Origin of the sequence: Xenorhabdus lircayensis, assembly GCF_016306625.1 — a bacterium.
Lineage (GTDB): Bacteria > Pseudomonadota > Gammaproteobacteria > Enterobacterales > Enterobacteriaceae > Xenorhabdus > Xenorhabdus lircayensis.
In genome coordinates this window covers 87,253-101,936 of the sequence record NZ_JACOII010000038.1, presented here as the reverse complement: position 1 = coordinate 101,936, position 14,684 = coordinate 87,253, and the positions used below count along the sequence as shown (strand labels likewise).

Annotated in this window: 10 protein-coding genes and 1 pseudogene; 6 read left to right on the top strand and 5 right to left on the bottom strand. The window is 44.8% G+C overall.

Going from position 1 to position 14,684, the window contains the following annotated elements:
• Positions 1 to 102 precede the first annotated feature (102 nt).
• The 3 genes from H8A87_RS10970 to dolP are packed head-to-tail and all read left to right on the top strand — an operon-like array spanning position 103 to position 1,716.
• Positions 103 to 486 (top strand): YraN family protein, encoded by a 384-nt coding sequence (locus H8A87_RS10970; RefSeq protein ID WP_198690006.1) that lies wholly within the window; start codon positions 103 to 105, stop codon positions 484 to 486.
• A 52-nt stretch (positions 487 to 538) separates the two neighbouring features.
• Positions 539 to 1,129 carry a DnaA initiator-associating protein DiaA gene (diaA, locus tag H8A87_RS10965; RefSeq protein WP_198690005.1) on the top strand — a complete coding sequence of 197 codons (591 nt, stop codon included), beginning with the start codon at positions 539 to 541 and terminating at the stop codon, positions 1,127 to 1,129.
• An 11-nt stretch (positions 1,130 to 1,140) separates the two neighbouring features.
• Entirely contained in the window at positions 1,141 to 1,716 is a 576-nt protein-coding gene (dolP, locus tag H8A87_RS10960) for a division/outer membrane stress-associated lipid-binding lipoprotein (protein ID WP_198690004.1), read from the top strand.
• A gap of 79 nt (positions 1,717 to 1,795) precedes the next feature.
• Here dolP and mtgA read toward each other — a convergent pair whose 3' ends face one another.
• The 3 genes and pseudogenes from mtgA to arcB form a co-directional block, all read right to left on the bottom strand.
• Positions 1,796 to 2,512 (bottom strand): monofunctional biosynthetic peptidoglycan transglycosylase, encoded by a 717-nt coding sequence (gene mtgA / locus H8A87_RS10955; RefSeq protein WP_198690003.1) that lies wholly within the window; start codon positions 2,510 to 2,512, stop codon positions 1,796 to 1,798.
• A gap of 4 nt (positions 2,513 to 2,516) precedes the next feature.
• Positions 2,517 to 3,170, bottom strand: coding sequence for an isoprenoid biosynthesis glyoxalase ElbB (gene elbB, locus H8A87_RS10950; protein WP_198690002.1), 654 nt, complete (start codon positions 3,168 to 3,170; stop codon positions 2,517 to 2,519).
• A 145-nt stretch (positions 3,171 to 3,315) separates the two neighbouring features.
• Positions 3,316 to 5,752 (bottom strand): annotated as a pseudogene (gene arcB / locus H8A87_RS10945) (aerobic respiration two-component sensor histidine kinase ArcB).
• A gap of 648 nt (positions 5,753 to 6,400) precedes the next feature.
• On the opposite strand from arcB, the gene gltB reads away from it, so the two are divergent.
• The 3 genes from gltB (at position 6,401) to H8A87_RS10930 (ending at position 13,122) form a co-directional block, all read left to right on the top strand.
• Positions 6,401 to 10,861, top strand: a complete 4,461-nt coding sequence (gene gltB, locus H8A87_RS10940; RefSeq protein ID WP_198690000.1) for a glutamate synthase large subunit — start codon at positions 6,401 to 6,403, stop codon at positions 10,859 to 10,861.
• A 10-nt stretch (positions 10,862 to 10,871) separates the two neighbouring features.
• Positions 10,872 to 12,290, top strand: a complete 1,419-nt coding sequence (locus H8A87_RS10935; protein ID WP_198689999.1) for a glutamate synthase small subunit — start codon at positions 10,872 to 10,874, stop codon at positions 12,288 to 12,290.
• Positions 12,291 to 12,609: 319 nt separating this feature from the next.
• Complete coding sequence (locus tag H8A87_RS10930; RefSeq protein ID WP_198689998.1) at positions 12,610 to 13,122, top strand: hypothetical protein; 513 nt, start codon at positions 12,610 to 12,612, stop codon at positions 13,120 to 13,122.
• A gap of 135 nt (positions 13,123 to 13,257) precedes the next feature.
• Here the strand turns inward: H8A87_RS10930 and sspB are convergent, their stop codons facing one another.
• Both sspB and sspA read right to left on the bottom strand, forming a co-directional pair.
• Positions 13,258 to 13,743, bottom strand: coding sequence for a ClpXP protease specificity-enhancing factor (sspB, locus tag H8A87_RS10925; protein ID WP_198689997.1), 486 nt, complete (start codon positions 13,741 to 13,743; stop codon positions 13,258 to 13,260).
• Positions 13,744 to 13,746: 3 nt separating this feature from the next.
• Complete coding sequence (gene sspA / locus H8A87_RS10920; RefSeq protein ID WP_198689996.1) at positions 13,747 to 14,388, bottom strand: stringent starvation protein SspA; 642 nt, start codon at positions 14,386 to 14,388, stop codon at positions 13,747 to 13,749.
• Between the last annotated feature and the right edge of the window lie 296 nt (positions 14,389 to 14,684).

The following is a 14,684-nucleotide window of genomic DNA, read 5'->3' as shown; positions in this document are numbered from 1 at the left end:
GCGCTATAAATGATGTGAATATGGGCGCGTTCAAATGATGGCGCGCCTTCAACGTCACTGACTGTAATTCAATAGATATAATATTTTCGTGGTCATTTCAGGATGAAAAAACCAACAACGAATCGCTATGCGCTAGGACACCATTACGAACTTAAAGCTAAATATTTTTTGCAAAAACAGGGGCTTGTCTTTGTTGCAGAGAATGTGAAAATTCGTGGCGGAGAAATCGATCTGATCATGCGTGATAAACACACATGGGTATTCGTCGAAGTCCGTTTCCGTCAGAACGCACAATATGGCGATGCCATTGCTACAATTACCCAAAGTAAGCGTAAAAAGCTATTGCATACTGCTGCGGTTTGGCTATACCAACGCAATGAATGTCTGGAAACGGCATCGTGCCGCTTTGATGTTTGTGCGATGACAGGTCAGAAATTTGAATGGCTGAAAAATGCTTTCACCCTGAATGAGAACCTATTTCGGTAGATTCTTAATTTTCTCGCTAAATAAATAGATTTCAATATACATAGGTCATAACGTGCTGGATAGAATTAAAGTCTGCTTTACAGAGAGTATTCAAACTCAGATCGCAGCAGCAGAAGCATTACCCGACGCAATATCACGCGCCGCAATGATGATGGTTCAATCACTGCTGAACGGCAACAAAATTCTTTGCTGCGGTAATGGCGGATCTGCCGCAACCGCACAGCGTTTTGCCGCCAGCATGATCAATCGCTTTGAAACAGAGCGGCCAAGTCTGCCAGCTCTGTCGCTGAATGCGGATAATGTGGTGATCACGGCTATCGCCAACAGTAAACAGCCTGACGAAATCTACGCCAAACAGGTCAGAGCATTAGGGCATACCGGAGACGTCCTGCTCGCCATTTCTACGCATGGAAATAGTCGGGATATTATCAAAGCCGTGGAAGCTGCTGTCACGCGTGATATGACGATTGTTGCGCTGACGGGTTACGACGGTGGTGAAGTGGCAGGGTTGCTGGGGCCTCAGGATGTTGAAATCCGTATCCCCTCACATCACAGTATCAGGATTCAAGAAGTCCATATGTTGACAATCAATTGTCTGTGCGACTTAATCGACAATACGTTATTTCCTCATCAGGATGAGTAAGGAGCCAACTAATGCGGTTGTTTTCTCTATTATTGGTATGTTTCAGTGCAATCCTATTACAAGGATGTATTGGTGCCGCCGTCGTGGGTTCTGCCGCGATTGCCACAAAAGCGGGTTCAGATCCGCGAACAATTGGACAACAAGTTGACGATACCACGCTGGAAGCCCGTGTCAGCAACGCCATCAGCAAGGATCCACAAATTAAGTCTCAAGCCCGTGTGGTAGTGACGGTGTATCAAGACAGAGTTCTTTTAACTGGACAAAGCCCAAATATGGCTCTGGCTGATCGGGCAAAACAAATTGCCTCAAAAGTTGAAGGCACCAACGTAGTGTATAACGAGATCCGTCAAGGCAATCCTGTTTCACTGGGCATTGCCTCCACAGATACTTGGCTGACAACCAAAGTTCGTTCCAAAATTTTAGCTAGTGACGCAGTGAAGTCATCCAGCATTAAAGTGGTGACAGAAGACGGTGAAGTCTTTTTGTTTGGCATTGTGACTAAACAAGAAGGGGCGGCCGCAGCGAAAATTGCCAGCGAAACCAGCGGTGCCAAGCGTGTGACAACAGCTTTTACCTATCTCAACTAGAACCTATCAAGGCGGCGCAAATCAGCGCCGCTTTTTTATTTTTGTTCTTAACACTCGACTAACACATTGTTTCCATCATCTATCTCAATTTATTTTTCTTTAGGTAACTCTCTTCCCCCATCAATTGCATTTGCCGCAAAATCCATTGCTGGCGTTGTAACACATAAGCAGAGGGAGCATTCACTTTATAACGGTGGGGATTCGGTAGTACAGCAGCAAGCAATGCGGCTTCAGAGGCAGTCAGCCGTCCGGCAGGCTTATCAAAGTAATGCCGGGCGGCTTCTTCGACCCCAAAAATGCCACTGCCAAACTCAGCAATATTGAGATAGACCGTCAAAATGCGTTTCTTTGACCACAGTAATTCCAGTACAGTCGTCATTCCCGCCTCCAATCCCTTTCTCACCCAACTACGTCCTTCCCATAAAAATAAATTTTTGGCCGTTTGCTGAGAAATTGTCGACGCACCCCGTATCCGCTTCTGATATTTTTTATTATGTTCCATTGCAGTTTCGATAGCATCAAAATCAAACCCCCAATGTTTTGGAAATTTTTGATCCTCCGCGGCAATGACGGCTAATGTCATATAAGGTGAAATTTGATTCTGATCTACCCATGATGAACGGGAAACATAAGAGAAATTAATTGACACTACGGAGATAATTTGTCGCTCTATCATCAACATAGAAAACGGCACTGGCAGAAATGAAAAGGCGATTGCAGCAACAAACCACAGAATCGTGATCGTCACCACAATTCTTTTCAACCAGCGCCACAATATTGAAAAAGGATTTCTCATCCGATTACTCAATCATTTCCAATATTTTCCTAACCAACTTATCAATTCCCTTTTCTGCTTCAGACAAAGATTCTGCAAGCATATAGGCTGGTGTTGTTAAAATTTTGTTTTCAAAATCAATGACAATATCATCAACTGGACACTCAACATGTATGCCTCCCATTCTCTCTATTTGGGCCGCCGTTTCCGGATCATTGCCGATGGTGACTTTTATCGGCCTGCCTAATATTTTAGGTACCATAACAGGAGCAATGCACATAAACCCCATTGGTTTGCCTTGTTTATGCATTGCCTGCACAATACTTAATAATTCTTTATTTATTTCGCAATCTGATCCTTTAAATGCAAAATTACACAAATTCTTGGCTGCACCAAAACCCCCTGGAATAATCAATGCATCCAACTCATTAATATCAACTTTAGATAAAGGCTGCATATTTCCGCGTGTTATACGAGCAGATTCTTCCATTACATGACGGCTTTCTTTTTTCTCTTCTCCATTAAGGTGATTAATAACATGATGTTGTGCCTCATCAGGCGAAAAAAAAGACACTTTGGCGCCAAGACGGCTCAAAGAGAGCATAGTCAGAACTGATTCGTGAATTTCACTTCCGTCGTACACTCCGCATCCACTCAATATAATGGCAACAGATTTCATATTTCTCTCCATTTGTAGTAGATTAATGCTTAACCCCTTAGAGGGTTAAACACCAATCTTCATCACAGATTTTAATGAATCTTGTAACAAAAAATCTTATCTTTGCTATGTTGGTACCTGTGTTCTGTGTGGAAGAATTCTTTAACTACTCGCACCGAAAACAAATCTTAGATAAGCGGGTAAACAAGTTTCCCTGGTGTTGGCGCAGTATTCGCGCACCCCAACTTCGGTTGGGGTTATTTTTTTGTAGCGCCCGATAACCAGTTTCTTAATGTTTCTATATCATTTTTCCATTCCAACTTTAACTCATCGACCCAATCTTGAACATTATCCCACCATGCCGGTAAATCAGGGGATTGAATCTGCTGAGCCAGCTGCTGCAAGTGGAGCAATCCTACAGAACCCGCAGCTCCCTTGATTTTATGTGCTTCTTCCGTAATCCCTTTCTGATCTCTGGCGGTCATGTTTGAATCCAGCAAGGCAAGGTAACTTGGCATCATGGTTTCAAAAATAATCAGGTTGTCAGCAATCATTTTTGGCCCAACCAAGTCGATATATTGGTTAAGCATCTCTGTGTCGAGCCGTTCTTCACCCTTCTTCACAATATCAACATCAGCCTCCTGTAATGTACCTCCAGATTCCGATGCCTTACCCCAATATTTTTCTATCATGGCAGTCAATTCCTTGACGGAGAGCGGTTTATTGAGTACGCCGTCCATACCAGCATCAAGGTATTCTTTTTTATCCTTTAATACATTCGCTGTCAGGGCGATCAATGGAGGCAAAGATTGAGAGGAGTAACGCCGGTGTAATTGACGGGCAATATCAAGCCCAGTCATATCCGGTAATTGGATATCCAGTAACACCAAGTCATACTCATCAGGATCAAACATCGCCAGTGCATCATGGCCATTCATGGCAACATCCACACTATTCCCCAATTTCTCCAATACAGAACGGGCAACAATAACGTTCAACTCAATATCTTCCACCAGCAGGACGTTGAGTGCAGGTAATGGCAGAGTATCTTGCTCTTCCTTTCCTTCGGGGTGTTCATCAATGACTGGAGCAACAACAGATAAAGTAAAGCAAGAACCTGTACCTAGCGTGCTTGCCACAGCAATGTCCCCTCCCATGCTGTGAGCAAGGCGCTTAGAAACAGCAAGACCAATACCCGTTCCTGTCGCAGGACGACCACCGGCGCTGTCTGTCACTTGGTAATACATGGCGAAGATTTTTTCTAGCTCATCAGAAGGAATACCAATGCCAGAATCCGTCACTTCAAATAATAGACGTTCGCCTTCTTCACGCCAGATACGAACCCGAATTTCCCCTTTAGAGGTAAATTTCACGGCATTGCTAATCAGGTTCCACAAGATTTGTCGCAAGCGAGTTCCATCAGTCAACACTTTGGTGGGCAATGATTGCTCTGGTTCCAGCACGAATTTAATGCCTTTCGGCTGCGCCAATAGCCCTGAAATGTTTTCTAAATCCGCCATAAAACTGGTGAAATCAATCGGTTGGTTATCAAGCTGAACTTTGCGACGCTCAATTTTATCTAATTCAATGATATCATTGAAAATATTACCCAAAGTGATGGCGCTGACATGGATCGTCTCCAAATATTTACATTGTTCCTGTGTTAAGTCGGTATCCATCAGAATTCGGCTCAAGCCAACGATGCCATTCAAAGGCGTACGAAGCTCATGGCTAATTGTAGAGATAAAAGTGGTCTTATCCCTGCTGGCATTCTCCAACGCATCCTGATAGCGCTTACGCTCAGTGATATCGCGTCCGAATCCCATCAGTCCGTGTCGCTTCCCAACGCGATCATAAAAAGGGACTTTTCTGAGTTCAAAACAGGCTTTGCGCCCATCAGGATAAACCAGCCACTGTTCGTAAGTCAGGGATACATTGTGACGAAATACTTTTTCATCGGTTTCCATCACCTTACTGGCGATTTCTTTATCGTAAACTTCCGTCGGTGTCAGACCAATGAGCTGTTTTTCACTTTTGCCAGTCAGTAGTTCCATCGCCCGATTACAACCGGAAAATTCATTATCTTCATTGCGGTAATAAACCAAATCCGGAGAAGCATCTAGAAATGAACGCAATAGTATTGATTGCTGCTCAAGCTCAATCTGAGTTTTTTCACGATGCTCCATTTCCAATTTGAGTTTATCCAACAATATCAGATGGGCTTTTTCCACTTTTTCCCTGTCACTGATCTCCTGATTCAATTGAGAAATGTTTTCTTTGAGTTGCAGATTCAGTGTCGCATCACGCTGACGCATTTCTTCAAGTTTTGCGACCAAACCGGATAAACGCTGGCGGGATTCTTCAAGTTGCTCCACCACAATGGAAAGGAAATAAACCGCCCAAGGGGTGATCAACAAGCCAAAAAAGATAGAGCGGATTAAATCAATACTCTGTACTTCCCCATGCAATACGAATGTAACCGCCATTTGCATAGCCATCGCAAGAATAACCAAGGCAGATGCGAGCAATATTGAAAAACGCACCAGTCCTAGCTTCATCATCAAATCTACATAATATTGGGCAAGCCCTCGAATCAGCTTCATAATCACTCCCAGTAAAGTCATCAGATTGAATCATAACGTAAAAAACCCTTAACTTCGTTGAGGGATATCATCCTTAATACCCACAAGGAATAAAAGCACACAACAATAGAATAATTATGCAGTTAATCTTCTATTCCTTTTTTGGTGAGTTAAAAACAATCAATTATTTATTCTTGCTGAACACAAAATACGCAATATAATTCTTATGTTTTCTATAAAACAAGAATAAAAATCTTATTTTTTCTTATTTTAAAGCATATATAAAATAGATAATCGGTAATTTTAGTGATATAGCTCACATCATTTAAGACTCATGATCTGGGTCACAAAATACAAAATGTCATTATTTTTATATTAAATTCAAATAAATAAATAAATCCCCATCACGAAAAACGTAATTCAACGCTATTTGACCTGCTCTATTTTTATCGCTAAGTTGGGAATTCACTGAAAATCACCTATCGGATAATCATCCGTTTCATATTTATGCAGTGACATAACATGACATCATTTCGATTTACCGCTTGTTATTGCCAATAAAACAAGTGGTGTTTAACTGAGGGCGCAAATCAGACGCCCGTAGAAATAATATATCTACATCATCTCGCGAGTGATGTGAGAGTCGGACAGAACTTGGGGAGCGTTACAATGTTGTATGATAAATTGCAGGAAAAAGATAACTGTGGTTTTGGATTAATTGCGCATATTGAAGGAGAACCAAGCCACAAAGTGGTGCGCACAGCTATACATGCACTGGCTCGGATGCAGCATCGGGGCGCGATTTTGGCAGATGGCAAAACGGGCGACGGCTGTGGCTTATTAATGCAAAAACCCGATCGTTTTTTTCAAATGATCGCTAGCGAGCAGTCATGGCGGCTCGCCAAGAACTATGCTATCGGCATGCTGTTTCTAAGCCAGGATGCCAAAATCGCCCAATCATGCCGTGACATCATCGAACAAGAATTACAACACGAAACTTTATCCATTGTGGGCTGGCGGGAAGTTCCCGTTAATCGTGATATTTTGGGCGATATTGCCCTATCAAGCCTCCCCCGTATTGAGCAAATTTTTGTCAATGCACCTGCTGGATGGCGGTCACAAGATCTGGAACGCCGCTTGTTCGTTGCCCGGCGCCGTATAGAAAAACGTATCACTGATAACGATTTTTATATTTGTAGCCTGTCTAATCTGGTCACGGTTTACAAAGGCCTGTGCATGGCTGTCGATTTGCCACGTTTCTATCCAGATTTGGCCGATTTGCGAATGGAATCTTCTATCTGCTTGTTCCACCAGCGCTTTTCAACTAATACGGTTCCCCGCTGGCCGTTAGCGCAACCGTTTCGCTATCTGGCTCACAATGGGGAAATTAATACCATTACCGGAAACCGTGAATGGGCTAAAGCCAGAGCCTATAAGTTCCGCACGCCACTCATCCCCGATGTGCATACTGCTGCGCCTTTCGTTAATGAAACAGGTTCAGACTCCAGTTCATTGGACAATATGCTGGAGCTGTTCCTCAATGGTGGCATGGATTTAATTCGCGCAATGCGCCTGCTGGTTCCACCTGCATGGCAGAATAATCCTGATATGGATGACGACTTGCGTGCGTTCTTCGATTTCAACTCTATGCATATGGAGCCGTGGGACGGGCCAGCCGGCATCGTTATTTCCGATGGGCGTTATGCAGCCTGTAATCTGGATCGCAATGGCTTGCGCCCTGCCCGTTATGTCATCACCACAGATAAGCTGATTACTTGTGCTTCTGAAGTCGGTATTTGGGATTACCAACCCGATGAAGTCGTCGAGAAGGGCCGTGTTGGTCCGGGTGAGCTAATGGTGATCGATACCTATGAAGGCCGTATTCTTCATTCTGCTGAAACTGATAATGATTTGAAAAGCCGCCACCCTTATAAAGAATGGCTAGAGAAAAACGTCAGGCGTTTGACCCCATTTGAAGAATTGCCGGAAAACCAAGTCGGTCAGAGGGATTTGGATGATCATCTGTTGACAACTTATCACAAGCAATTTGCTTACAGTCATGAAGAGCTGGATCAGATTATCCGTTCCCTCGGCGAAAATGCCCAGGAAGCAACAGGCTCAATGGGGGATGATACACCGTTTGCCGTACTTTCCAGTCGTCCACGCATCATCTATGATTATTTCCGCCAGCAATTTGCCCAAGTCACCAACCCGCCTATCGATCCACTGCGTGAAGCCCATGTGATGTCACTGGCTACCCGTATTGGGCGAGAAATGAATGTCTTTTGTGAAGCGGAGGGGCAGGCTCATCGACTGAGTTTTGAATCCCCAGTTCTGCTTTACTCTGATTTCGTGCAACTGACTACACAGCAAGAATCCTATTATCGCGCTGATACGCTGGATTTGACCTTCAACCCACAGGAGACCAGCCTTAAGAGCGCTGTTTCAACCTTATGTAGAAAAGCAGAAGAACTCGTGCGCAATGGTGCGGTATTGCTGGTGCTAACTGATCGCCATATTTCACCAGAAAGACTGCCGATCCCTGCACCAATGGCTGTCGGGGCTATTCAGCACTGTTTGGTCGAGAAAAACCTGCGCTGTGATGCCAACTTGATCGTAGAAACCGCCAGTGCCCGTGATCCGCATCATTTTGCAGTGTTGCTGGGCTTTGGGGCTACCGCTGTTTACCCTTATCTGGCGTATGAATCACTGAGCAAAATGGTGGATGATGGCACAATAATCAATACGCCATATGCCCGCGTTATGCTGAATTATCGTAACGGCATTAATAAAGGGCTGTATAAGATTATGTCCAAAATGGGCATTTCCACCATTTCCTCTTACCGCTGCTCTAAATTGTTCGAAGCCGTCGGCCTGCATACTGAGGTGACTGATATCTGTTTCAATGGTGTCGTCAGCCGTATTCAGGGGGCAGATTTCAGCGATTTTGAACAAGATTTGCGTAATCTTTCCAAACGGGCATGGCTGCACCGCCACGCCATCGATCAGGGAGGGTTGCTGAAATATGTTCATAATGGAGAATATCATGCTTATAACCCTGATGTTGTCAGCACATTGCAAGCAGCGGTTCACAGTGGCAAGTACAGTGATTACCAGAAATATTCCGAATTGGTGAATGGACGCCCCATCACAACATTGCGGGATCTGCTTACCCTCTCTCCTAAAGATGAACCGATCGCCATTGAAGATGTTGAATCAGCAGAAGATCTGTTCAAACGTTTTGATACAGCAGCGATGTCGATTGGCGCACTAAGCCCTGAAGCCCACGAGGCGCTGGCGGAAGCGATGAATACGCTGGGTGGTTTTTCCAACTCCGGCGAAGGTGGGGAAGATCCCGCTCGTTACGGTACGAAGAAAGTTTCCCGCATAAAGCAAGTCGCCTCTGGCCGATTTGGGGTGACGCCTGCGTATCTGGCCAGTGCCGATGTGATCCAGATAAAAGTCGCCCAAGGCGCAAAACCGGGAGAAGGGGGTCAGTTGCCGGGAGATAAGGTAACACCTTATATCGCCAAATTGCGCTACTCCGTACCGGGTGTCACTCTGATTTCTCCGCCGCCACATCACGATATTTATTCTATTGAAGATCTGGCCCAACTGATTTTCGATCTTAAGCAGGTTAACCCGAAGGCTCTGATTTCAGTCAAACTGGTTTCAGAACCGGGCGTGGGAACCATCGCCACAGGTGTAGCCAAAGCCTATGCCGATCTGATTACCATTGCCGGTTATGACGGTGGAACTGGTGCAAGTCCTCTGTCTTCCGTCAAATATGCTGGTTGCCCGTGGGAATTGGGACTCGTGGAAACCCAACAGGCATTGGTTGCCAATGGGCTGCGCCATAAAATCCGCCTTCAGGTTGACGGTGGATTGAAAACAGGGGTGGATATCATCAAAGCCGCTATTTTAGGAGCGGAAAGTTTTGGTTTTGGTACTGGCCCAATGGTTGCCCTCGGCTGTAAATATTTGCGGATCTGCCACTTAAATAACTGTGCTACCGGTGTGGCAACGCAAGATGAAAAATTGCGTCAATCTCACTATCACGGCCTGCCAGAAAGAGTGATTAATTATTTCCACTTTATTGCGCAGGAGACACGTGAACTAATGGCGCAATTGGGCGTTAAGCAGCTCACTGACTTGATTGGTCGAACAGACTTGCTGGAAATACTTGAAGGTATTTCTGCCAAGCAAAGCAAGCTCAATCTTGAGCCATTGTTAGAAACGGCTGTACCTCATGCGGGCAAAGCCCTGCATTGCGAGGAAGATAACCCGCCTTTTGATCAAGGTGAGCTGAATAAATCGATCGTCGCACAAGCCATGCTTTATGTAGAGAATTCGCAGAGTAAAGCGTTCTATTTTGATATCCAAAATACCGATCGCTCTGTTGGCGCTTCTCTCTCTGGTGAAATCGCAACACGATATGGTGACCAAGGGCTGGCTGCCGATCCGATCAAACTGCATTTCACCGGAACCGCCGGGCAAAGTTTTGGGGTCTGGAATGCTGGCGGTGTCGAACTGACCTTAACTGGCGATGCCAATGATTATGTCGGTAAAGGCATGGCGGGTGGCCGCATTGCCATCCATCCTCCAATGGGTTCAGCATTCAGAAGCAACGAAGCCACTATCATCGGCAACACTTGTCTTTATGGTGCGACAGGCGGAAAACTCTTCGCTGCCGGACGTGCGGGTGAACGCTTCGCTGTGCGTAATTCAGGTGCCATCACCGTGATCGAGGGGATCGGCGATAATGGCTGTGAATACATGACTGGCGGGATCGTCTGTGTTCTCGGCAGCACTGGCGTAAATTTCGGCGCTGGCATGACTGGCGGATTCGCTTACGTGCTTGATGAATTCGATGATTTCCGCAAACGCGTCAACCCAGAACTGGTGGAAGTTCTCTCAATGGATACCCTCGCCATTCACAAAGAACATCTGCGGGGATTAATCACTGAACACGTCCGTCTGACGAATTCTCAACATGGCGAAAGCATATTGGAAAATTGGTCACAATGGGTTAATAAATTTGCGCTGGTTAAACCTAAATCCAGTGATGTCAGTGCGTTGTTGGGACACCGTAGCCGTTCCTCTGCGGAATTGCGGGTTCAGGCGCAGTAAGGAGTCAATAATGAGTCAGAATGTTTATCAATTTATCGACTTACAGCGTGTCGATCCGCCTAAAAAACCGTTGAAAATCCGAAAGATCGAGTTTGTAGAAATTTACGAACCATTTTCAGAGATTCAGGCGCAAGCACAGGCAGATCGCTGTCTTTCATGCGGTAATCCGTACTGTGAGTGGAAATGTCCCGTACATAACTACATTCCAAACTGGCTGAAACTCGCCAATGAAGGGCGCATCATCGAAGCGGCTGAATTGTCACACCAGACCAACAGCCTACCGGAAGTCTGCGGGCGGGTCTGCCCACAAGATCGCCTGTGTGAAGGAGCCTGCACGCTGAATGACGATTTCGGTGCTGTCACCATCGGCAGCATTGAACGCTATATTAACGACACGGCCATCGCAATGGGCTGGAAGCCAGATATGTCGCATGTCACCCCGACAGGCAAACGTGTGGCAGTGATTGGTGCCGGCCCAGCAGGATTGGCCTGTGCGGATGTCCTGTCCCGCAACGGCGTACAAGTAGTGGTTTATGATCGCCATCCTGAAATTGGCGGCTTACTCACATTTGGCATTCCCTCTTTTAAATTGGAAAAAGAGGTCATGATCCGCCGCCGTGAAATGTTTTCCGGAATGGGTATCGAATTCAGCTTAAATACGGAAATAGGTAAGGACATCACGCTGGCTGAACTCACAAAAGAATTTGATGCCGTCTTTCTTGGGGTTGGTACGTATCAATCCATCCACGGCGGGCTGGAAAACGAAAATGCGGACGGGGTATATGATGCCTTGCCTTTTTTAATAGCCAATACTCGTCAGTTGATGGGCTACCCTTCTCTACCAGCGCAGCCTTATGTAGATATGAAAGGTAAACGTGTTTTGGTGCTGGGTGGCGGTGATACAGCAATGGATTGTGTTCGTACTTCAATTCGTCAAGGGGCAACCAGTGTTATCTGTGCCTATCGGCGGGATGAAGAAAATATGCCAGGCTCCCGCCGTGAAGTGAAAAATGCCAAAGAAGAAGGTGTCGAGTTTCGCTTCAACCTCCAGCCAGTTAACATTGAAATTAACAGTGCAGGGCAAGTTTGTGGCGTCAAGGTTGTGAAAACACAGCTGGGAGCCATGGATGAAAAAGGCCGTCGTCCAGCCGAAACCATTCAAGATTCCGAATTCTTGATAGAAACCGATGCTGTGATCATGGCGTTTGGTTTCAAACCTCATACCATGAACTGGCTGGATGAACATCAAGTCAGTCTCGATCAAAAGGGTCGCATTGTCGCCCCAGAATCCAGTGATCTGCCTTTCCAGACCAGTAACCCCAAAATATTCGCAGGCGGAGACGCGGTTCGTGGTTCTGATTTAGTGGTCACAGCCATTGCTGAAGGCAGGAAAGCCGCTTCCGGCATTCTCGACTATCTTGAAGTGTAATACTCAAGACTCAATTTCCTTTCAATAACTTCTCCGGCCCTCTGGCCGGAGGAAATCCCAATAAAATAAAAAATCACTATTTTTTATTTTTCTCTTACTACCAGAACAGTTGTATTTTTTTTGTTTATGCGACTATTCTTATATCTTAAAGTCAAATATTCCAATTTAATCTCCCATTCATTACAGCAACACAACAATAGTGCAATACCGTAATACAGCAATAAGGTTCATTTTTTTCGGAAAGAAAATTTCGCAGTGTAACTGATTAAATAGACATAAATTAAAAGACCATTAAAGCGGTAATAACAGGAAGAAATATATGCGCTTATTCACACAGATACTCTTCTTCTCTTTTTTATCTTTGATAAGTTTGCCTTCGGTTGCAAGATTATCTACACCTGATGAAATCATGCAGCAAGTGCAGGAAAGAGGGGTAAATGCTGTTGTGGCAGAATTAGGCGAAGAACATGAACGGAACAAAATTGCCCATAAAATTTCAACTGGTGATAGTCAATGGTTGCAAATTGCCTTTAAATTATCCCCAAATATCCATACCAAATTTTCGAAAAAAACCGTCGACGCCTTATCACTTGCTTTGATTAACAATCCTGTAGAAGTATTAGCTCTGGCAAAAACACATCGCACTCTCTCATCCACTGATATCTGTAATAATATGCCTTCAACGATAAAAGGGTCAGCACAACAGAAATCGTTTATTAAGAAAGTGGTGGGCAGCCTGAATGCAGCAGAAAAATCTAATTTTGGAAAAAACCGGGACAGTATCCAAATGTGTTTGTGGGAATTTGAAAAAGTTTACAGTAACTATTTTTAACTCAATTAATCTTCACTAAAAATAAAGGAGATCAATGCCTCCTTTATTTTTATATCATGACTATCCCTATCATCTTTCAAGCTGCCGCTTTGTTGGCTGCAACTTGAAATCTGTTGGGTATATAGCTCTACGTAATTATTTTACGACGCGCAAGGTTGGACGACCTTTTGGTGGTTGAGGTGGTTCATCATCTGGCGAATCAACATCACGAGAAATTTTATTATCGCGGATGAGAACCAGATTGTCCGCTATCGGCAAATCCGTTTCTTCTGATTCGGTATCCACTTCATCATAGGCAAATTCTGGCTCAAACATCATTCCCGCGCCATTTTCACGGGCATAAACCGCAACCACAGCCGCCATCGGGACAATAACTTGACGTCCAACACCACCAAAACGGGCATTGAATCTAACTTCATCGTTAGTCAATTCCAGATTGCCAACCGCCCTCGGCGATATATTCAGGATGATTTGCCCATTTTGTGCATATTCCATCGGGACGTTTACTCCATAGAAGCTAACATCCACAACAATATGCGGGGTCATCTCATTGTCTAACAGCCATTCATAATGTGCCCGCAATAGATAGGGGCGGCGTGGAGACATTTGAGTCATCTCCATAAATTAACTCCGTGATTGTAAACGCATTTCACGTTCTGCTTCCGTCAGTGAAGCCAAGAATGCGTCACGTTCAAATACACGCTGCATGTAGACTTGAAGATCTTTTGCACCTGGACCTGACAACTCTACGCCCAAGACAGGCAAACGCCACAGCAATGGAGACAAGTAGCAGTCCACCAAGCTGAATTCTTCACTCATGAAAAACTGCATTTCTCTGAAAATAGGCCCAATAGCCAGCAATTCTTCAGCAAGCTGTTTCCGTGCAGCATTAGCCTCCTGAGCGCTTCCTTCCTGAATTTTGTACATCAGGGAATACCAGTCTTTTTCAATTCTATGCATCATCAAGCGGCTGGAGCCACGTGCGACAGGATACACAGGCATGAGTGGTGGATGTGGGAAACGCTCATCCAAATATTCCATAATGATGCGAGAATCATACAGGGTCAGCTCACGATCAACGAGAGTAGGAACCGATTGGTAAGGATTCAGATCGATCAAATCCTGAGGCAAATTACCCGCTTCAACGTGTTCAATCTCAACGCTGACCCCCTTTTCCGCCAGTACAATTCGCACTTGATGGCTAAAAATGTCGGTCGGGCCGGAAAACAGAGTCATTACCGAACGTTTGTTGGCAGCGACAGCCATGAAAACCTCCAAGTTTATCTAAAAAAAGGAACGAACAGCCCTTCAATGAACAGCGGCTATTCTTGCTCATACTCTCATCCTGTTTCGCACTTATTATCCGAGGCTATCCCCTCAATCTTTCAAGTGACCGCATTGTTGGCTGTAACGAGAAATTTCTTGGAAATATATTTTACCTCCGCCAAATCAGGCAAACTCATGGATAAGGCAAAAAATTGTTACTAGTCTACCAGATTTTGCACATTTTGTGAGGAAGTACATTTAGAATTAATGATGAAATATTGGAGTCTAAAAATTTG

Bases quoted from the DNA above. Each gene is read 5' to 3' on its own strand.
- H8A87_RS10970 (WP_198690006.1), top strand. From the start codon at position 103: ATGAAAAAACCAACAACGAATCGCTATGCGCTAGGACACCATTACGAA.
- dolP (WP_198690004.1), top strand. From the start codon at position 1,141: ATGCGGTTGTTTTCTCTATTATTGGTATGTTTCAGTGCAATCCTATTA.
- mtgA (WP_198690003.1), bottom strand. From the start codon at position 2,512: ATGAGAAATCCTTTTTCAATATTGTGGCGCTGGTTGAAAAGAATTGTG.
- elbB (WP_198690002.1), bottom strand. From the start codon at position 3,170: ATGAAATCTGTTGCCATTATATTGAGTGGATGCGGAGTGTACGACGGA.
- gltB (WP_198690000.1), top strand. From the start codon at position 6,401: ATGTTGTATGATAAATTGCAGGAAAAAGATAACTGTGGTTTTGGATTA.
- H8A87_RS10935 (WP_198689999.1), top strand. From the start codon at position 10,872: ATGAGTCAGAATGTTTATCAATTTATCGACTTACAGCGTGTCGATCCG.
- H8A87_RS10930 (WP_198689998.1), top strand. From the start codon at position 12,610: ATGCGCTTATTCACACAGATACTCTTCTTCTCTTTTTTATCTTTGATA.
- sspB (WP_198689997.1), bottom strand. From the start codon at position 13,743: ATGGAGATGACTCAAATGTCTCCACGCCGCCCCTATCTATTGCGGGCA.
- sspA (WP_198689996.1), bottom strand. From the start codon at position 14,388: ATGGCTGTCGCTGCCAACAAACGTTCGGTAATGACTCTGTTTTCCGGC.